We start from the raw sequence: 18,608 nt of genomic DNA, 5'->3' as shown, positions 1-18,608 counted from the left end.
CAAGTTAATAGTAAACGGTTACAAGAGTCACGGAGATGACCGCTTCATAACTTTGCCCCGGCAAGGTTCTATGATGCTGGTCCATCTCCTTTTTTGCTTTGTAACGAGGAGGGTTTATCCGTTTATGGTCAGAACACAGCATTGACTTCGAGGCAATTCATGTTTCCATTCATTTTGTAAGCGTTATCAAATATACTAGAGGAGGAAGCTTTTGTGACACCATTTTGGGGAGAATTAATTGGAACGTTATTGTTAATTGTGTTAGGTGACGGCGTCGTAGCCGGCGTATTACTTCACAAATCGAAAGCCGAGAACAGCGGTTGGATCGTGATAACACTAGGTTGGGGCTTGGCTGTGGCAATAGCTGTGTATGCGGTTGGTGCCGTTAGTGGCGCACACTTAAATCCAGCCGTAACGTTGGCGCTCGCCACTACAGGCGCCTTCGCTTGGGATCAAGTGCCGCTATATATCGGCGCGCAAATTATAGGTGCATTCCTTGGAGCAGTACTTGTCTGGCTGCAATATTTGCCGCACTGGAAAGAAACGCAAGATCAAGGCTTGAAGCTAGCTGTCTTCGCTACCGGCCCTGCGATTCGCAGCACAGGAGCGAACTTACTTAGTGAAATTATCGGTACATTCGTGTTCGTATTTAGTATGCTAGCTATTGGTGGCAACCAGTTTGCGGCCGGATTAAATCCACTTATCGTCGGTTTTCTCGTCGTGAGCATCGGGTTATCTTTAGGGGGAACGACTGGATACGCGATCAATCCAGCACGTGATTTCGGGCCGCGTCTCGCCCATGCTTTGTTACCTATCGCTGGCAAGGGCTCGTCAGATTGGAGCTACGCATGGATCCCAATTGTCGGGCCTATCTTGGGCGGCGTGCTTGGTGGACTCGCTCATTCGTACTTTTTTTAAACGGACTGGCGCTCGACCATCATTAAGGTTGACTTCGTCCTTTGTGCACGGAATTTAAAGTTAATTGCCTTTCAAATAGTGGACACGATTGTCGTAGGGAGACACCGCTCCTCCTACTCGCAAACTTCCATTATGAATCTATATATCGTGTGCAGGACACATCATTACCCTAAATATGGATGATCCAACCTGATATTTCGGCTGATATCGGCCGGTTCAACTTCACGATGGATGTCCACCTTTGTATAGACATATTCTGTGTATTTGTCTACTATGGAAGAACATTTCCATGTGAAAATCGTTTAAAACGATGGATTCGGATTGTTTCATACGTTTAAATTCGTTAATCAGACATGCAAACTGTATAGCCATCATGGGGAGGTTATGAATATGGATAAAAAATATGTTCTCTCATTCGATCAAGGCACGACAAGCTCTCGAGCTATTTTATTTGACCAGGCAGGGCAAATCGTTAACGTTGCACAAAAGGAATTTACGCAAATATACCCTCGCCCAGGTTGGGTTGAGCATGACCCGATGGAAATTTGGGGCTCACAAAGTGGCGTTGCCCGTGAAGTATTGGAACGTGCAGGCGTCAGGCCACAAGAAATTGCAGCCATCGGCATTACAAACCAAAGGGAAACCGTTGTCGTTTGGGATAAGCAGACCGGAAGACCGATTCATAACGCAATCGTGTGGCAAGATCGCCGTACATCCGCTATCTGTGATGAATTAGTGGCCAATGGCTTGAAAGAAAAAATCCGCAACAAAACCGGGCTTGTTGTCGATGCTTACTTCTCTGGAACGAAAATAAAATGGCTGCTTGACCATGTAGAAGGAGCTCGGGAGCGTGCCGAGCGTGGTGAGCTATTATTTGGCACGATTGATACGTGGCTGATGTGGAATTTGACTCGTGGCAAGACGTTCGCCACCGATTACTCAAACGCTTCACGTACGATGCTTTATAACATTCATACGCTGGAGTGGGATACGGAACTATTGGAGTGGATGCAAATCCCCGCTTCCATGCTCCCTGAAGTGAAGCCTTCAAGCGGTATATTCGGCTATACCGACGAGCATACATTTGGCGGCGCTGAAATACCGATTTCCGGTGTGGCCGGCGACCAGCAAGCAGCCTTGTTTGGGCAAGCGTGTTTTGAGGCTGGGCAAGCGAAAAATACGTACGGCACAGGTTGCTTTATGCTTATGAATACAGGCGAGCGAGCAGTGACATCTGAAAGCGGCTTGTTAACGACGATCGCTTGGGGTATTGATGGCAAAGTTAACTATGCGCTTGAGGGCAGCATTTTTATAGCAGGTGCAGCGATTCAATGGCTGCGTGACGGTCTCAGACTGATTGATTCCGCCCCTGATTCGGAATATTATGCAACGAAAGTAAAAAGCTCCGACGGCGTGTACGTTGTTCCTGCCTTTGTTGGCTTGGGCGCACCGTATTGGGATATGTATGCACGCGGTGCCATTTTCGGGCTGACGCGCGGTACCAGCAAAGAGCATCTAGTGCGTGCAACGCTTGAGTCTTTAGCTTATCAGACGAAAGATGTGTTAAGCGCGATGGAAGCCGATTCCGGTATACACTTGCAGGCGCTACGTGTTGATGGCGGTGCTGTGGCGAATAACTTCCTTATGCAATTCCAAGCTGATATGCTTGGCGCTAATGTAGAACGGCCTAATGTTACCGAAACGACAGCATATGGCGCTGCATGTTTAGCGGGCTTAGCTGTGCAGTTCTGGAGTAAGGACGAAATGACAGCAGCTACGAACTTAGACCGGGCGTTTGCGCCTCAGATGGATGAAGCTGAACGAGGCAACTTGTATAAAGGCTGGAAGAAAGCTGTAAAGCGTACAATGGACTGGGAAAAAGAAGACGAAGAGGAACGTAAAGAGTTACAGCAAGAAATTGTAACACGCTCCTAATTCGCCTCACATTACAAGAACATAAATGCCCCTCATCGATTGGAACCGTGTAGTTCCTATGCGATGAGGGGTATGGTGATTATGACTATTTAGCTCTCCAGACGGAGCCGTCAGAATAGCGTACCGATGTAATCTTGGCATTTGCTTTTACTGTATTATCGTGTAAGAACATATCCCAAGTATATGAGGCAGAACTTCCAGTACCTAAATCTGCGTGCTGAGCTATCCCTTTAAAATAGCTTCTCTTATTAATCGAGTTACGAACGACTCTATCATATGAATCATACCCGATTAACGTGACCTCAAAAGCTACGATGTTTTTTTCAGTTACATTTTTCACGCTCACTTCAATTTCAGGCGTACCAATGGAGTTATACGAAACGTTCACATCTAACACCTTTAATGGGCGATATTTATTGTTCTTTAATTCTTCTTTTAAATTTTGCTTGTACTTTCCTCTTAATTTAACGAGCAGATCGTATTCCTTTTCCATCAAAAAAAGAGCATCTTTCAAATGCGACGGTGTTGAATAATAGGCTATATCTTTTTCAAAGTGCTCATTTTCAATCGTTTCATATCCTTCATTACCGTACTTCTCCAAGACAGTTCCTAAATACATACCATCTAATTCATATGGGAAACCTTCTTTTAATGCTATTTCCGCGGTTTTTGAATGATAGAGATAGTATAACGTCTCTCTAATTTGTGTTATTTTCCCGTCCTTCATAACCAAATGAATAAGCTCTACCTCTTGTAGATTCGAACCGCTTAAATTATAAATCTTATTATCGGTGAGAAATAAGTTCATCTTATTGTTATATGTATTATTTACAGCTAACTGAAGATTAATCTTGTTCCCCTTTTGACTCGATTGACCGAATACCGACAAATCACTAAATCGAATCACGTTTTTATTATCGATTTGATACGTTGTCACTTTACGATTTTCAATATAAACACCCATGTTCGTGTACGAAACACTCTGTTTAGTTGCAAGGGTTGGCTTAGCTGCGACTAAGGACGCTCTTTTAATCGGCTTACTCGTATTGCGCGACACACGAATGAGATTCGATCCTTTACTGTGTGTTACATCAAACCCGTACTGATTCAGATCACTGACCGAGATCCAAGAAGAGTTGCGAAAAGAGTATGAAGGAACTTGTACGCCATTAATCGATAACGTTGATTTCTGCTGCTGCAACTTCCCTATTGCAGCGCCTGGCTTCAGTTGCAAATCATACGCTGATGCCAATGCACCTTGTGACATGAACAAAAGCGCAATAAAACAGACGGTCATTGTCATTTTTCTAATCATCTCTCTATACCCCCAGAAAAAATCGTATCAAGCAGACTTCATTCTAGCATGAATAAAAATACGCTCGTAGAAAATGACTAGAATAAATGCATTTATTATCCAAAAATAAAAAAGTCCTCTCTCGTCACTTTCGATGACGATGAGAGAACCCCTTACCATGTGTCATATTCGTAATTACGTGTACGCTACTCGCTTCGCATGTACCTGTTCATACGCCGCAATGGCATCATCATGCTTAAGAGTCAATCCGATGTCGTCCAACCCTTGCAACAAAAATTGGCGGCGATGCTCATCCAAGTCGAACGAATATGCAAGTCCGTATGAATCGGTAATTGTCTTCTTCTCCAAGTCGATATGCAGCGCGTAGCCTTCATACTTAGCCGTGCGCTGGAACAGTTCTTCAACTTGTTCTTCTGACAATATGATAGGCAAGATGCCGTTTTTAAAGCAATTGTTATAAAAAATATCTGCATAAGACGGTGCGATTACAGCCTGATAACCATAATCAAGAATGGCCCATGGTGCATGTTCACGCGATGAACCGCAACCAAAGTTAGCACGAGAAATTAAGACGGACGCCCCTTTGTAACGTGGCTTGTTAGGTTCAAACGTCTCAATCTCGTTGCCTTGCTCATCAAAGCGCCATTCATAGAACAAAAATTGACCAAACCCGCTTCTTTCAATTCGTTTTAAAAATTGTTTCGGTATAATAGCATCGGTATCTACGTTCACGCGATCTACTGGCGCGACAATTCCCGTTAAAGTCGTAAATGGCTGCATCGTCCGTTCCTCCCCTTCTAATTCAGTACTTCCGTACGAATTTCCCAATTGCGCACATCGACGAAATGACCCTTAATCGCTGCCGCTACTGCCATGGCAGGCGATACCAAGTGCGTGCGTCCGCCTCGGCCTTGACGGCCTTCGAAGTTGCGGTTCGACGTTGATGCACAACGCTGCCCTGGCTGAAGCACATCTGGATTCATCGCCAAGCACATACTGCAACCCGCATCACGCCACTCAAAGCCAGCGTCGATAAACACTTGATCCAAGCCTTCTTGTTCGGCTTGAATTTTTACACGACCTGAGCCAGGCACGACGATAGCCGTCACACTGTCTTTGACTTTATAGCCTCTAGCTACTTCAGCCGCAGCTCGCAAATCTTCAATCCGGCCGTTCGTACACGAGCCGATAAATACATAATCGATGGCAATGTCCGTAATCGGAGTGCCTGGTGTTAAACCCATATATTCAAGCGCTTTTTCAGACGCTTTGCGTTCATTTTCCGTTGTAAAATCTGCGGGATTAGGCACCGTCGCTGTTACATCTGTACCCATACCAGGACTCGTTCCCCACGTCACTTGGGGGATCAAACTGTCTACATCAAACAGCTCGACACGATCATAAGTCGCGCCCTCATCCGTCGTAAGCTGCTCCCACGCTCTAACAGCTTCCTCGAACAATTCACCTTGCGGAACGTATTGACGTCCGCGCAAATAGTTGAACGTCGTCTCGTCGGGAGCGATAAGACCAGCACGCGCACCGCCCTCAATCGACATGTTGCACACGGTCATGCGCTCTTCCATCGAAAGACTGCGGATCGATTCACCTGTATACTCAATAACGTAGCCCGTCGCAAAGTCTGTACCGTATTTTGCAATCAGTCCCAAGATCATATCTTTTGCCGTTACGCCTGGCTTACGTTGCCCGACAAACCTAATTTCCATCGTTTTTGGCTTCGCCTGCTGCAAACATTGCGTCGCCATCACGTGCTCAACCTCGCTCGTACCGATACCGAATGCGAGTGCGCCGAATGCGCCGTGCGTGGACGTATGGCTGTCACCGCACACAATCGTTTTCCCTGGGTGCGTCAAGCCAAGCTCTGGCCCCATGACGTGGACAACCCCTTGATCCAAGCTGTTCAAGTCATACAAGGTGACGCCGAAATCTGCACAGTTTTGAGATAATGTATCAATTTGCTGCTTCGAAATCGGGTCCGTAATATTGAATCGATCCTTCGTTGGCACGTTGTGATCCATCGTTGCAAACGTCAAATCAGGACGACGCACTTTGCGTCCACTCAGTCGCAAACCTTCAAATGCTTGCGGTGATGTTACCTCATGTACCAAATGAAGATCAATATACAAAATGCTAGGCTTACCTTCTTCGCTTACAATGACGTGCTGGTTCCAAATTTTTTCAAACATCGTCTTTTTCGCAGCCATTTTCCTCACCTCGTACGCGATTCCCGCGATCTCTTTTCTTTGTGATTCAATATAGCATTTCTTTCTTCATTGTTCCAAGATATAATATCTATAAAGACAATAGGATCTACCTATAAGAAAAGAGGAGTACGATGGAATTTCGCCAGCTGCAGTATGCCATTCAAATTGCCCAAGAGCGTAATTTTTCGCGTGCAGCTGAAAAATTGCACATTGCGCAGCCTTCTTTAAGCCAACAATTATCGAAACTGGAAAAAGAGATCGGCGTGCTACTGTTCCAGCGCACAACGAATTCGGTCGAATTGACCCACGCAGGCAGTGTTTTCGTAGAGCGTGCGCAAAAAATTGTCGACTCTATTGAGCAGTTAAAAAATGAAATGTCTGATATTAGCCAGACGAAAACAGGTAAAGTCGTTATTGGCACGATGCCGATTACCGGGTCCCACATTTTGCCGCACGTACTGCCGCAATTTCATAAGCGTTATCCCGAAATCGAGCTGGTGTTAAGTGAAGAGTCGACAACCGTCAATTTAGAAAAAATGACTGCACAAGGTAAAAATGACTTATGCCTCATCTCGCTACCGCTTGTCGAGCCCTCGCTTGCGTACGAGCCAGTTGTTGATGAAGAAATTGTGCTTGCTGTGCCACCAGAGCATCCGCTTGCAGCAGGAGTGGGCAATGGTCACACGCGTGCAACTGAAATATCCTTATCCGAGCTGCGGAATGAGCCATTTGTATTGTTGAAGCGCGGACAAGGATTCCGTCAGTTGACGATTGATTTATGTCGGGAAGCTGGATTTGAGCCGCGAGTCGTATTTGAAAGTAGCAATATCGAAACCGTGCAATCGCTCGTTGCCGCAGGCATGGGATTATCACTAGTGCCTTCATTTATTGCGTCAGCACCACGAACGGAATTTGTTCCTGCCTATATTCCGCTCGTCGGACGCCCTTCTCGCACGCTCGTCATTGCGTATCGTGATGGCAGATATATGTCACAAGCAGCGGAAGCGTTCAAGCAAACGTTTAAAGATGAGATTAGGAAGCAATTCGGGAATCGAGTAAAGTAATCTACGCAAAAGAACCTGCCTGTAAACCAGGCAGGTTCTTTGTTATTTGCTCGGACTCTTCCAGTCACCTTCGGACTCTTTCAGTCACTTTCAGACTCTTTCGGTCGCTTTCAGTCACTTTCGGTCACTTTGAGACATTCCTCGAGCACCCCTTGGGCACTCATTGATATAACGATTCTCGACGGTCAGCAAATACAGGGATTCGCGCACGCACTTCTTCCACAAGCGGTAGAGAGAGCTGTCCCGTCACAAACTCCGCCTCCTCCTGCCCTTCAGCCACCGTTTCACCCCATGGGTTTAAAATGACAGAGTGGCCAAAGAACGCCGTACTTGCACCATCATCACCTATACTCGTCCCCACCCGGTTGCACGCTACAACGTACATTTGATTTTCGATTGCTCTGGCTGTGAGCAATGTCCGCCAATGATGCAGACGCGGATGCGGCCATTGGGCTGGTACGAACAGTACTTGCGAACCTTGCAGCGCCAGTGTCCGAACAAGCTCCGGAAAACGTAAATCGTAACAAATGATAACTGCGCAAGGTACACCATCTAATGAGAAAGTGCCTAAGCTGTCTCCTGCTGTTAAATGTAAGTGTTCATTCATGAGTTTGAACAAATGGGTCTTACTATAGGTTGCAACGATTTCTCCGTTTCGGTTCGTGATGTACACCGTATTCGTTACATTTGCTTGTGATTGTACGTTGGATCGAACCGCGACTGATCCGCCAACAATGTTTACCTGATAGCGCTGTGACAGCTCGCTTAGCAACGCTTGCGTCCGCTGTCCATCAAGATCCGCCAGCTCATGAATACGTTCCAAGGCATAGCCCGTATTCCACATTTCTGGTAGTACAATGACGTCAGGACGCGTCGAACTGCGCTCCATCGCTTCACGAATCTGATGCTCTACTTGTGCAAAGTTATGCTCAGGATCACCGATTCGAACGTCCATCTGAATGACGCACACGTTCCACTCCTGATTCAACTGCTGCTGTGCTTGCTCCTCAATCACGTACACCCACACCTTCCTAAGTCTGAAATGATGGTAAAGATGGATAGCTTTACGTTTCATCATACCTTTTCATGGAATGGAGTCAAGATGGGTACAGTAAGGAAGATATATAATGAAGCGCCAACTGCGCGCAATCTATGCAGGTGAAGGGAGCAACTCCATTATGAAACTTAAATCGCGTTTTGCGTACTGTATTACTCTGTTCACGATGTTCTGTCTGCTGAATGGTATCCTCGGCATAAGCGGCATCGCTGACAACTACGTTCACGCTATGAAGCCAGAGGTGAACAGTAGCTTGCCACCTGTTCAGCTGTTTGATATGCGCCAAGAACGGATCGTTAAAACTATACCTAACACCGAACAATTCCAAACCGAAGCTAAAAAATGGTTAGCGTCCACCACAGGACTCTCGCCACAAATTTCAATCGGCGAGCGTTGCGGATACATTGTGCGCATCCCGCTACGCGGAGCCGTTTCCGTGCCGTTGCAGAATGCATCACTGTCTGTAAATGATGTATTTCTGCTCTACTGCCCTGACAAGGAGCCGTTGCTGCTCGTATTTTCAGCCGATCGCAAACCGTTTATGCTCCAATTCAGTGCCAATGTTAAACCGTTTATGGAACAGCTCCTTCAGCCTTCATCGCCAGGGTCGACTCGCGAATAGCGAAATAAATGGGGTCTATTTGTCATGCATGAACAAAAAATGATGTACACACCCGGTAAAACATGCTAAATTATCGTTATTATTTCGGAGTAAACAGAGCTGTATGTTTGGTTTATAACGTTCGATACGATATTTACATGTTGCGGAGTGAATAATATTATGACTTCATTTTCAGATCAAACGTTTCACATTAAAGCTGCGAAACGGATGGATAGACTTCCGACCCAATTTTTTGCACAGCTCGTACAAAAAACGAACGCGCGCATCGCTGAAGGACACGATGTCATTAATCTCGGTCAAGGCAATCCAGACTTGCCGACGCCGTCAAATATTGTAGCAGCGCTGCAAGAAGCTGCAGCCAATCCGATGTATCACCGCTACCCTCCTTTTAGCGGATACCGCTTTTTGAAGGAGGCCGTCGCAACACGCTACAAAGAAGACTATAATGTCGTATTAGATCCAGATACAGAAGTAGCCGTATTGTTTGGCGGCAAAACAGGGTTAGTTGAAATAAGTCAAATTTTGCTCGACAAGGGCGATGTCTGCCTCGTCCCTGACCCCGGATATCCCGATTATTGGTCCGGTGTCGCGTTAGCTGAAGCCGAAATGGTAATGATGCCGCTTGAAGCATCCAACGCTTTTTTACCTGATTACAGCGCCCTGTCAGCAGCTGACCTTGAGCGAGCTAAGCTAATGTTTTTGAATTATCCGAACAACCCGACGTCGGCTACCGCCCCTCTCTCATTCTATGAGGACACGGTGCAATTCGCTGCCAAGCACAACATTGTCGTTGCGAGTGATTTTGCCTATGGCGCAATCGGTTTCGACGGTCAGCAGCCAATAAGCTTCCTTCAAACACCTGGCGCGAAAGAGGTCGGCGTCGAGTTCTACACGATGTCGAAGACATATAACATGGCAGGCTGGCGTGTCGCTTTTGCAGTTGGCAACGCAGAAATTATTCGCCTGATTAATTTAATGCAAGATCATATGTACGTTAGCTTATTCGGTGCTGTGCAAGCCGCTGCTGCTACAGCGCTTACCGATTCGCAGCAAAGCGTACGTGATTTAAGCGCTACGTACGAACGGCGCCGCAACGCGTTGTTCGCCGGTCTAGAGCAGATAGGCTGGCAAGCGACCAAGCCAGCTGGTTCATTCTTTGCTTGGCTGCCGGTGCCAGCAGGATACACTTCAGCAACTTTTGCAGATATTGTGCTTGAGCAAGCAAATGTCGTTGTCGCCCCAGGAATCGGCTTTGGTAAGCATGGTGAAGGATATGTCCGTGTCGGCTTACTATCCAGTGAAGAACGACTCGTTGAAGCGGTGACTCGAATCGGACAATTGAAGTTATTTTAGGGCGTGTTGGATACGTCATCTAGCTTCCCACCAAGCTATGGAATATTCCTACATATTCCTTTACATGTACAGGATTCCCGTGGTATGCTGAGCATACTTACATCTGTATAAGATGTTTCAACTGCAACGTTTATATCGTGTATAACGAACGTGATGACAGGACCAGTAAGCAATGCGCGTCGCGCACAGAGAGCAAATGCCAGAGGCTGCAAGCATTTGCCGTTGAACCGTTGCTGAACCCTATCCTCGAGCGGTCAGTAATAGCTAACGCTGTTCACTGAACGGAGCCTCCGTTATAGGCTTAAAGTGGATAATTAAACGAGAAGCTTGGCTGTCATACCATTTGCAGCTGCTCGTTTAACTTCAATGAAGGTGGTACCGCGGAAGCAAGACTTTCGTCCTTTACAGGATGAAAGTCTTTTTTGTATACTCTTTTGTAGACTTTTCACAGCTTTTCAAGTTGTCGGACCACCAACACCGCTAATTGTTTAGCGCGCCATAGCTGCAGCAATGATCAACGATATACATTGTAACAGTCAAAAATTAGATGGGAGTAAAGGTGGAGATGCTATTATGCAACGAATCGTAGTCAAAATTGGAAGTAGTTCTTTGACATCCGACCACGGCGGACTGAACCGAGACTTTATCGGTTTCTATGTTCGTGAAATGATGTCATTAATTGAAAGTGGTGCTCAAGTCGTTGTCGTGACCTCAGGGGCAGTCGCCGCTGGATTCACACATATTGGATATGAACAACGACCGAAGCTTCTTCATGAAAAACAGGCAGCAGCCGCAGTCGGGCAAGCTCTGCTCATGCGTGCTTACCAAGAACAGTTCCAACAGTTTAACGTGCCTGTGGCACAAATCTTGCTCACGCGGACAGACTTCGCCAGCCGCAAGCGCGGCCAAAATGCGCATATGACCATTGAAGAGCTGCTCAGACAAGGCGTCGTCCCTATCATTAACGAAAACGACACCGTTTCCGTAGAAGAACTTAAATTTGGCGACAACGACTCCTTGTCCGCGCTTGTTGCTAACTTAGTACACGCAACACGCCTCGTCATCATCACAGACACAGACGGCCTGTACACGGCTGACCCCCGTCACGATCCGAACGCCAAACGCTTTGACCGTGTAGAGCAGATTACGGATGAAATTTACGCCTATGCAGGTGGATCTGGCTCTAGCGTTGGGACTGGCGGAATGCGCTCCAAGCTGGATGCTGCGCGAATAGCCATGCGTGGTGGCGTACCCGCGTTTATCGGTAAAGTAAGCGAGACAGCTGATTTACTCGCCGCAGTACAAGGGCAAGGAAAAGGAACATACTTTGACTCCCACCTGCACGCATTACCGATGAAAAAACAATGGCTTGGCTTTCACTCCACGCCACAAGGCCGCGTCTTTGTCGATGACGGCGCGGAGCAAGCGCTAACGGACAAAGGCTCCAGCCTACTACCAGCTGGCGTGCATGAAGTAATCGGTGATTTTCACCCTGGTGATGTCATCGAAGTATTTGGCACGAACGGCCGTACAATTGGCCGCGGCATCGTCAACTACGGCGCTGCCCAACTGCGGATTGCAGCGGGTTGGTCAAGCGAGGAAGTGCTTAAACGGCTAGAAGTTCCACGGATCGAAGTTATTCATCGTGACGAATGGGTTACATTAAAATAAGTGCACGATACAAATAGCATTACCAATTGACTATTTTACGGAGGTATTCAAAATGAGCGAGGTACGACAAAAAGCAACCTTAGCCAAGCAAGCTGCATTCGCGATGAATCGCTTATCTACTGAAGCAAAGGACGCAGCGCTGCTCAAAATGGCCGATTACTTGCAAGAACGAGCTGAGTCTATTATCGAAGCTAACAAGTTAGATTTACAATATGGTGAGCAACAAGGCACTAGTCCTTCCTTGTTAGACAGACTTGCCTTAACCGAAGAACGCATTGACGACATCGCGGAAGCGTTGCGGCAAATTGTAGAACTGCCCGATCCGGTTGGCGATGTGTTGGATACGATTAAACGCCCTAACGGATTGCACATTGAAAAAACACGTGTTCCGCTTGGCGTCATCGGCATTATTTATGAAGCACGCCCTAACGTAACCGTGGATGCGGCAGGTTTATGCTTGAAGACCGGCAATGCGGTCGTCTTGCGTGGAGGTTCCGCTGCTTTGCACTCCAACCGACGTATCGTTGAAGTACTGAAAGAAGCGTTAGCCACAACAGAGTTGCCTGTCGATGCACTTCAGCTCATTGAAGACCCAAATCGTTCATCCGTAGACGAGATGTTAAAGCTGAACGGTTTGCTTGATGTCATCATTCCACGTGGAGGCGCCTCGCTCATTCAAAATGTGGTCAGCAATGCCACCGTGCCCGTTATCGAAACAGGCGCTGGTATTTGTCATACGTTTATTGACGAGACCGCTGATCCGGATATGGCTGAGTCGATTGCGTTTAACGCCAAAGTACAACGCCCATCGGTATGCAACTCGATGGAAACGCTGCTCGTGCACCGTGTGTACGCAGAACGGTACTTAACAGGCTTGCTAGAGGGCTTTAACGTACGTAATGTCGAAATTCGCGGTTGTGAGCGCACCGTACCTTTTGCACCATGGGCTATCGCCGCTTCCGAGCAAGATTTTGCTACAGAGTATAACGATTATATTTTAAATGTACGCGTCGTTGAATCGCTGGATGAAGCACTTGAGCATATTGCGCAATACGGTACGAAGCATTCGGAATGTATCGTAACCACAACGGTTGCACACGCTGAACGCTTCTTGCAAGAGGTCGACGCAGCGGCTGTATATCATAACGCCTCTACTCGCTTCACAGATGGCTTTGAATTTGGCTTTGGAGCGGAAATTGGCATTAGTACGCAAAAGTTACATGCTCGTGGACCAATGGGCTTACCTGCGCTTACTTCTAGCAAATACCGTATTTATGGAGATGGACAAATTCGCGTATAACTTTTTCATATAGACAGCGATGGATTGGAGATATATTGTGGAGAGGAATGAATGCTATGGAAGAGCCAGTACAGCAATCTGAATTGGAGCTTGAGTCGTTTCGAGCGCTTCGCTTCACCTTTTATGGTGCCGGATCTATGGCTGAAGCATTTGTCCGCGGGATGCTTGAACGCGGATTAACGAGCGCAGACCGCATCGGCATGTTAAATCGCAGCAATCAGGAACGGTTGTCCGAATTGCACAATCGCTATGGGGTACGCGTTGCTAATACAACAATCGAAAAAGAAGAACTGTTAGGTATCGCCGATATCGTTGTTCTAGCCATGAAGCCAAAGGATGCGGCAGGAGCAATTGCAGAACTTCGACCTTTGCTTCGTCCTGGCACTCTCATTATTTCCGTCATTGCCGGACTTTCGCTTGCAACGATGCAACACCTACTTGGCCAATGTCCGATTGTGCGCACGATGCCTAACACATCAAGTACGATTGGGCTTGGTGCTACAGGTGTATGTACATCTGTCGAAGTCAGTGATGAACAGCGGCAAGCGGCACTAACGATGCTGCGTGCCGTTGGCATTGTGATTGAAACGGACGAACCGCTAATTGATACGGTTACTGGGCTTTCCGGCAGTGGACCTGCTTATGTATACTATATGATGGAAGCGATGATCGAGGCTGGTGTGAAAGGCGGACTGACACCCGAGCAAGCCCGAGAGCTGACCATGCAAACGGTGCGCGGTGCGGGTGAAATGGTTCGTGTAACTGGTGAGCAACCATCAGATCTGCGACGGAAGGTAACATCCCCGAACGGAACAACTCAAGCAGCGCTTGCAGTACTAGACGATTATCGCTTTACCGAAGGCATTCAATCTGCTGTACATCGTGCACGCGAGCGTGCACAAGAAATGGGAGAACAAATTGGGAGGGATATTCGATGAGTGATCGCGCTGTCGCGACATACCGCCTATATGACGACCGGGCTGATTTTCACAAGAAGGCGGAAGGCATCGCTGTCGGCTTAACCGTTGGCAGCTGGACCGATTTACCGGAAGCAAAGCGGGCATCGATGGCACAACATCTCGGTCAAGTCGTGTCGGTTACGGTATATGAATCCGACCTGCCTGGTGAGCGGTACGCAGATATTGCAGTCTCGTACCCTGACCTTAATATTAGTCGCGATTTGCCTGCTTTACTCGTGACGGTATTCGGCAAGTTATCTATGGACGGTCGAATCAAGCTTATAGACCTACAATGGTCCGCTTCATTTGAACAGGCATTTACAGGGCCTAAATTCGGTATTACAGGCATACGCCAACTGCTAGATGTTCAGGATCGTCCTCTCTTAATGAGCATTTTCAAATCAGTAATTGGTCATGATTTACCAACACTGAAGGAGCAATTTTTACAGCAAGCCTTAGGTGGCGTCGATATCATTAAGGACGACGAAATCTTGTTCGAGAACCCGCTCACGCCGATTGACCAGCGTGTCCGTGCTTGTATGGAAGCGGCTCAACAAGCGGAACAGATCACTGGCAAAAAGCTGCTTTACGCAGCTAACTTAACGGGATCTACGTTCGGTTTACGTGATCAGGCGCTACGTGCAATTGATGCCGGAGCGAATGCGCTGCTCTTTAACGTACTTAGCTATGGCTATGACGTATTACACGCGCTTAGTAACGACCCGGATATTCAGGTGCCGATTGCAGCTCATCCAGCCCTAGCTGGCGCGATTTACCCTTCGCCACATCAAGGCATTGCAGCACCGTTATTGCTCGGTAAGCTTATGCGTCTTGCCGGGGCGGATCTCGTATTGTTCCCGTCCCCTTATGGCTCGGTTACGATGCCTCGTGAAGAGACGCAAGCGATTAAAGCCGCGCTGTTGGACGAGAGCTACACGAAGGTGCGCACTAGCTTGCCTGTGCCTTCAGCGGGCATTCATCCTGGGCTTGTTCCGTTGATCGTGCGCGATTTCGGAATCGACGTTGTCGTCAATGCCGGCGGTGGCATTCACGGTCACCCACAAGGAACTGCCGCAGGCGGACGAGCCTTCACGCAAGCCATTGAGGCTGTATTGCAAGAAACCGATTTACATACTTTTGCCGAAAGCAATGAGGAATTACGCACTGCCTTACAACTTTGGGGGAGCTGACTATGACAACGAATCCGACAACTAGACGCAAGCGGGTCATCTTTTGTGATTTTGATGGTACGATAACGGCGAATGACAATATTGTTGCACTAATTAAACATTATAGCCCTGATGGTTGGGAAGTCATTGTAAAAGACATCATTGAAGAGCGCAAGCCGATTCGTCAAGGCGTAGGAGAGCTGTTTGCCCTACTCCCCTCTTCGCTACGTGACGAGGCTATCTCACAGGCGATTGCGCAAGCGCAAATTCGGGACGGATTCGCAGAATTCATCCAATTTTGTGCCGATGAAGACATTGAGTTCTATGTAACGAGCGGTGGAATTGATTTCTTTGTGTATCCGCTATTGGAGCCGTTCGGTATTCCACGCGAACGGATATATTGCAACGGCAGCGATTTCAGCGGCGAACGCATTCGCATCACTTGGCCGCACGCCTGTGAAGAGCCATGCACCAACGAATGCGGTATGTGCAAGACGACAATTGTACGCCGCTTCCCTGCATCTGAATACGAGCGTATCGTCATTGGCGACAGTGTAACGGATTTTGCAGCCGCTAAAATCGTCGATTTCGTCTATGCCCGCGCTCAGCTTATTGATAAGTGCAAACTGCTAAACCTGAATTATTCACCATTCACAACATTCTATGACATTATGAATCATATGAAAAAATAACGATGCCGCATGTAACCATGCGGGCATGCACAAGTACACCACTGCAAATACCCAACATGCGGAAGGGGCACAGCCATCATGACGACTACCGATTTAACATTAACATTGGAGCAAAAACAACGAGCTTTGCAGGAGCTACGATCCATAAAGGAACAATTTGCAGCACGGAATTGGTTCCCGGGGACGAGCGGAAACTTGTCGATTCGGGTTGGCGACATTCAAGATGAACGCTTTCAATTTGCGATCACAGCTAGTGGTAAAGATAAATCGGTACATACGCCAGAGGACTTTTTGTTCGTGAATGAGCACGGCACAGCTACCGAGACAACGGGATTAAAGCCGAGCGCGGAAACGCTTATTCATTGCGAAATATATCGTATGACGGGGTGCGGTGCTATTTTTCATGTCCATACGATCTGGAATACGATTGTGTCTGATCTATTCTGGGAGCGCGGTGCAGTTCCTGTACAAGGCGTTGAGCTTATTAAAGCGTTTAATATTTGGGAGGATGAAGCCCATATCGATGTGCCGATCGTTCCCAATTATACGCATATTCCGAGCATCATCCCTTATGTTACAGACAAGCTTAATCCGGTTGTTCCTGGTATTTTGTTACGCAAGCATGGCATTTATGCATGGGGAGCAAATGCTTTTGAAGCAAAGCGTCATTTAGAAGCATTTGAGTTTCTGTTTGAGTATGTGTATCGGATGGAAGCGTTGCGCAGAGGTGTGAACACGAACTAACAAGTATAAAAATAAGCGCTTGTGCAGGACCTACGTTCTGCTACAAGCGCTGTTATGTAATCCTTACTACAAACGGTTCGTAATTGCATCTACCCACTCGTTTAAATCGATAACGTTTATCGTGCGCGGAAAATCACCTAAATTCGCTTCACTAGCGCATACCGAGCATTTATAATGTGCATCAATCTCATATTGCTTGAACGTAAACGAAGTTGGATATTGCTCACTTATGAGTTCAAATGCATCCCCTAGATCCCTAATCGAAAAATGATCCAACGGTATTGAAAGACCCATTCCAACCGCTTTAATATAACTTTCTTTTAATGTCCATATACTATAAAAATAAGTCTGTCTTTGCTTGATGGGCTGTCTGAATAAGTCAACACTTTCTGCTGGCGAGAAAAATCGCTCGGCAATGCCTAGATCGATATGTTGAATGTGTTCGACATCAATACCGACGGGAAGATGATTTACGGCTGCAACTACCCAATCCCCCGAATGCGAAACATTAAAATGAACGTGCTCTACATCCCGTAATATCGGCTTTCCATATGCATTGGTATCGAAGTGAAGGTCTTTGTTTGAGGCTTTTAACTGTTCACACAACATTTGCCTTGCCAACACATCAGCAACCAAAGAACGCTGTGCATCTTCTAATCTGAGATATTTCTTGATTCTTTGTCTTTTTTCCGCGGTTACAAGCTTCATCAGTCGTTCAAATTGTTCGTCGTGCAACGGCTGCTGCACATTTATCGCACAAATATTAACCATCATACCACCAACGTGTTCGTTTTTGTCATCCCATGCGTTTCTATTATATCACACTAAAAAAAACTCCGTATACAACCTAATTAACGGCTGTTACGGAATTTTTGCGAATGCGCTTTAGCCTCTTCAATAGTTCGCACACGATTGCGACTCCATTCGAGCAAGATACGATCGATATATCGAAAATGTATTTTACCAGCAAATACTGCTTCCTTAAGCGCTAACAAGATAAGATCTTCTTGGTAACGATCCTGATCGATCCAGCCTGCGATCGTTTCGCATTCCATGGGAGACAACGGCCTACCAAACTCTTTTTCAAAAATGTCAAATAAATTCGGCTTGTCTGATTCTGATGCTGTTGCAGCCCGTTGACGCTGCCGCTCTGCACGTACTTCCTCGGCCATTACAAGCCCAAGCTTCTCCCATAAACCGTTCAAATTGTAGCGTTCATATTGAATGTCCGTTTCCGGATCAATTTCTTCATCAATCGCCAGAAGTCCTTCTTTCATCATTTTCTGCAACGATGTAATGACAGCATCTGGCGCCGAACCCATCCTTGCTTGTAGCTCGTCTATAGTCGGAAAGTCAATAAACTCCTGTTGTTTGTAACTAATAAGCTGAATGACTAGCATGACGTCTGTATCGGACAGGTGCAATTGGCGGGCGTGTTTAATTAGCGGATAAGGCACTTGCACTTGCCCTGTCTGCATCCCCATAGCCATTCCTTTTGCAAAGGTGCGAAAAGCTTCTTCGCTCACAGCATGTCCTCCTTTCTTAACTCATGACTTTATTGTCTCATAATACGTGCCGGATGATAAG

General features: G+C 46.9%; 17 protein-coding genes. 11 read left to right on the top strand and 6 right to left on the bottom strand.

The genetic code is table 11. The features are described 5' to 3' along the window. Positions 1–213: 213 nt before the first annotated feature. Both KIK04_RS20740 and glpK read left to right on the top strand, forming a co-directional pair. A complete protein-coding gene (locus KIK04_RS20740) occupies positions 214–918 on the top strand; it encodes an MIP/aquaporin family protein (protein ID WP_232275474.1) in 705 nt (234 codons plus the stop codon). A gap of 390 nt (positions 919–1,308) precedes the next feature. After that, complete coding sequence (glpK, locus tag KIK04_RS20735; RefSeq protein ID WP_232275473.1) at positions 1,309–2,853, top strand: glycerol kinase GlpK; 1,545 nt, start codon at positions 1,309–1,311, stop codon at positions 2,851–2,853. 85 nt (positions 2,854–2,938) lie between these two features. Here glpK and KIK04_RS20730 read toward each other — a convergent pair whose 3' ends face one another. The 3 genes from KIK04_RS20730 to leuC form a co-directional block, all read right to left on the bottom strand. Beyond that, on the bottom strand, positions 2,939–4,168 hold the full coding sequence (locus KIK04_RS20730) for a DUF5780 domain-containing protein (protein ID WP_232275472.1): 1,230 nt from the start codon (positions 4,166–4,168) through the stop codon (positions 2,939–2,941). A 174-nt stretch (positions 4,169–4,342) separates the two neighbouring features. Next, the gene (gene leuD / locus KIK04_RS20725) at positions 4,343–4,948 is read right to left on the bottom strand and encodes a 3-isopropylmalate dehydratase small subunit (RefSeq protein WP_232275471.1); all 606 of its coding nucleotides are present in this window, start codon (positions 4,946–4,948) and stop codon (positions 4,343–4,345) included. A 17-nt stretch (positions 4,949–4,965) separates the two neighbouring features. After that, on the bottom strand, positions 4,966–6,390 hold the full coding sequence (leuC, locus tag KIK04_RS20720; RefSeq protein WP_232275470.1) for a 3-isopropylmalate dehydratase large subunit: 1,425 nt from the start codon (positions 6,388–6,390) through the stop codon (positions 4,966–4,968). Positions 6,391–6,521: 131 nt separating this feature from the next. Here leuC and KIK04_RS20715 point away from each other — a divergent pair, with 131 nt between their 5' ends. Beyond that, positions 6,522–7,454 carry a LysR family transcriptional regulator gene (locus tag KIK04_RS20715; protein ID WP_232275469.1) on the top strand — a complete coding sequence of 311 codons (933 nt, stop codon included), beginning with the start codon at positions 6,522–6,524 and terminating at the stop codon, positions 7,452–7,454. 160 nt (positions 7,455–7,614) lie between these two features. Here KIK04_RS20715 and KIK04_RS20710 read toward each other — a convergent pair whose 3' ends face one another. Beyond that, positions 7,615–8,475, bottom strand: coding sequence for a carbon-nitrogen family hydrolase (locus KIK04_RS20710; RefSeq protein WP_269670969.1), 861 nt, complete (start codon positions 8,473–8,475; stop codon positions 7,615–7,617). A 106-nt stretch (positions 8,476–8,581) separates the two neighbouring features. Between KIK04_RS20710 and KIK04_RS20705 the strand changes: the two genes are divergently transcribed. The 8 genes from KIK04_RS20705 (at position 8,582) to mtnB (ending at position 17,021) form a co-directional block, all read left to right on the top strand. Next, a complete protein-coding gene (locus KIK04_RS20705; RefSeq protein ID WP_232275468.1) occupies positions 8,582–9,133 on the top strand; it encodes a type IV secretion system protein VirB6 in 552 nt (183 codons plus the stop codon). A gap of 159 nt (positions 9,134–9,292) precedes the next feature. Next, positions 9,293–10,486 (top strand): pyridoxal phosphate-dependent aminotransferase, encoded by a 1,194-nt coding sequence (locus KIK04_RS20700; RefSeq protein WP_232275467.1) that lies wholly within the window; start codon positions 9,293–9,295, stop codon positions 10,484–10,486. A 573-nt stretch (positions 10,487–11,059) separates the two neighbouring features. Then, on the top strand, positions 11,060–12,157 hold the full coding sequence (gene proB / locus KIK04_RS20695) for a glutamate 5-kinase (protein ID WP_232275466.1): 1,098 nt from the start codon (positions 11,060–11,062) through the stop codon (positions 12,155–12,157). A 52-nt stretch (positions 12,158–12,209) separates the two neighbouring features. Then, positions 12,210–13,457, top strand: a complete 1,248-nt coding sequence (locus KIK04_RS20690) for a glutamate-5-semialdehyde dehydrogenase (RefSeq protein ID WP_232275465.1) — start codon at positions 12,210–12,212, stop codon at positions 13,455–13,457. Between the two features lie 56 nt (positions 13,458–13,513). After that, positions 13,514–14,395, top strand: coding sequence for a pyrroline-5-carboxylate reductase (gene proC / locus KIK04_RS20685; protein WP_442951116.1), 882 nt, complete (start codon positions 13,514–13,516; stop codon positions 14,393–14,395). After that, positions 14,392–15,606 (top strand): 2,3-diketo-5-methylthiopentyl-1-phosphate enolase, encoded by a 1,215-nt coding sequence (locus KIK04_RS20680; RefSeq protein WP_232275463.1) that lies wholly within the window; start codon positions 14,392–14,394, stop codon positions 15,604–15,606. Before proC ends, KIK04_RS20680 begins: the two co-directional genes overlap by 4 nt. Before the next feature lie 2 nt (positions 15,607–15,608). Beyond that, complete coding sequence (locus KIK04_RS20675) at positions 15,609–16,277, top strand: 2-hydroxy-3-keto-5-methylthiopentenyl-1-phosphate phosphatase (protein ID WP_232275462.1); 669 nt, start codon at positions 15,609–15,611, stop codon at positions 16,275–16,277. Between the two features lie 78 nt (positions 16,278–16,355). Continuing rightward, positions 16,356–17,021, top strand: coding sequence for a methylthioribulose 1-phosphate dehydratase (mtnB, locus tag KIK04_RS20670; protein WP_232275461.1), 666 nt, complete (start codon positions 16,356–16,358; stop codon positions 17,019–17,021). A 66-nt stretch (positions 17,022–17,087) separates the two neighbouring features. On the opposite strand, the gene KIK04_RS20665 is transcribed toward mtnB, so the two are convergent. Further along, positions 17,088–17,795: a 4'-phosphopantetheinyl transferase family protein gene (locus KIK04_RS20665; RefSeq protein ID WP_232275460.1), complete on the bottom strand. Its 708-nt coding sequence runs from the start codon at positions 17,793–17,795 to the stop codon at positions 17,088–17,090. 77 nt (positions 17,796–17,872) lie between these two features. Further along, complete coding sequence (locus KIK04_RS20660; RefSeq protein ID WP_232275459.1) at positions 17,873–18,547, bottom strand: DnaD domain-containing protein; 675 nt, start codon at positions 18,545–18,547, stop codon at positions 17,873–17,875. Positions 18,548–18,608 lie beyond the last annotated feature (61 nt).

Origin of the sequence: Paenibacillus sp. 481 (assembly GCF_021223605.1) — a bacterium.
Lineage (GTDB): Bacteria > Bacillota > Bacilli > Paenibacillales > Paenibacillaceae > Paenibacillus_B.
The sequence above is the reverse complement of the archived record's forward strand: the minus strand, read 5'-3'. Positions and strand labels throughout refer to the sequence as shown.

What these genes read in the sequence shown, in the direction of transcription:
- glpK (WP_232275473.1), top strand. Translation starts at nt 1,309, where the DNA reads ATGGATAAAAAATATGTTCTCTCATTCGATCAAGGCACGACAAGCTCT.
- KIK04_RS20730 (WP_232275472.1), bottom strand. Translation starts at nt 4,168, where the DNA reads ATGATTAGAAAAATGACAATGACCGTCTGTTTTATTGCGCTTTTGTTC.
- leuD (WP_232275471.1), bottom strand. Translation starts at nt 4,948, where the DNA reads ATGCAGCCATTTACGACTTTAACGGGAATTGTCGCGCCAGTAGATCGC.
- leuC (WP_232275470.1), bottom strand. Translation starts at nt 6,390, where the DNA reads ATGGCTGCGAAAAAGACGATGTTTGAAAAAATTTGGAACCAGCACGTC.
- KIK04_RS20715 (WP_232275469.1), top strand. Translation starts at nt 6,522, where the DNA reads ATGGAATTTCGCCAGCTGCAGTATGCCATTCAAATTGCCCAAGAGCGT.
- KIK04_RS20705 (WP_232275468.1), top strand. Translation starts at nt 8,582, where the DNA reads ATGAAGCGCCAACTGCGCGCAATCTATGCAGGTGAAGGGAGCAACTCC.
- KIK04_RS20700 (WP_232275467.1), top strand. Translation starts at nt 9,293, where the DNA reads ATGACTTCATTTTCAGATCAAACGTTTCACATTAAAGCTGCGAAACGG.
- proB (WP_232275466.1), top strand. Translation starts at nt 11,060, where the DNA reads ATGCAACGAATCGTAGTCAAAATTGGAAGTAGTTCTTTGACATCCGAC.
- KIK04_RS20690 (WP_232275465.1), top strand. Translation starts at nt 12,210, where the DNA reads ATGAGCGAGGTACGACAAAAAGCAACCTTAGCCAAGCAAGCTGCATTC.
- proC (WP_442951116.1), top strand. Translation starts at nt 13,514, where the DNA reads ATGGAAGAGCCAGTACAGCAATCTGAATTGGAGCTTGAGTCGTTTCGA.
- KIK04_RS20680 (WP_232275463.1), top strand. Translation starts at nt 14,392, where the DNA reads ATGAGTGATCGCGCTGTCGCGACATACCGCCTATATGACGACCGGGCT.
- KIK04_RS20675 (WP_232275462.1), top strand. Translation starts at nt 15,609, where the DNA reads ATGACAACGAATCCGACAACTAGACGCAAGCGGGTCATCTTTTGTGAT.
- mtnB (WP_232275461.1), top strand. Translation starts at nt 16,356, where the DNA reads ATGACGACTACCGATTTAACATTAACATTGGAGCAAAAACAACGAGCT.
- KIK04_RS20665 (WP_232275460.1), bottom strand. Translation starts at nt 17,795, where the DNA reads ATGATGGTTAATATTTGTGCGATAAATGTGCAGCAGCCGTTGCACGAC.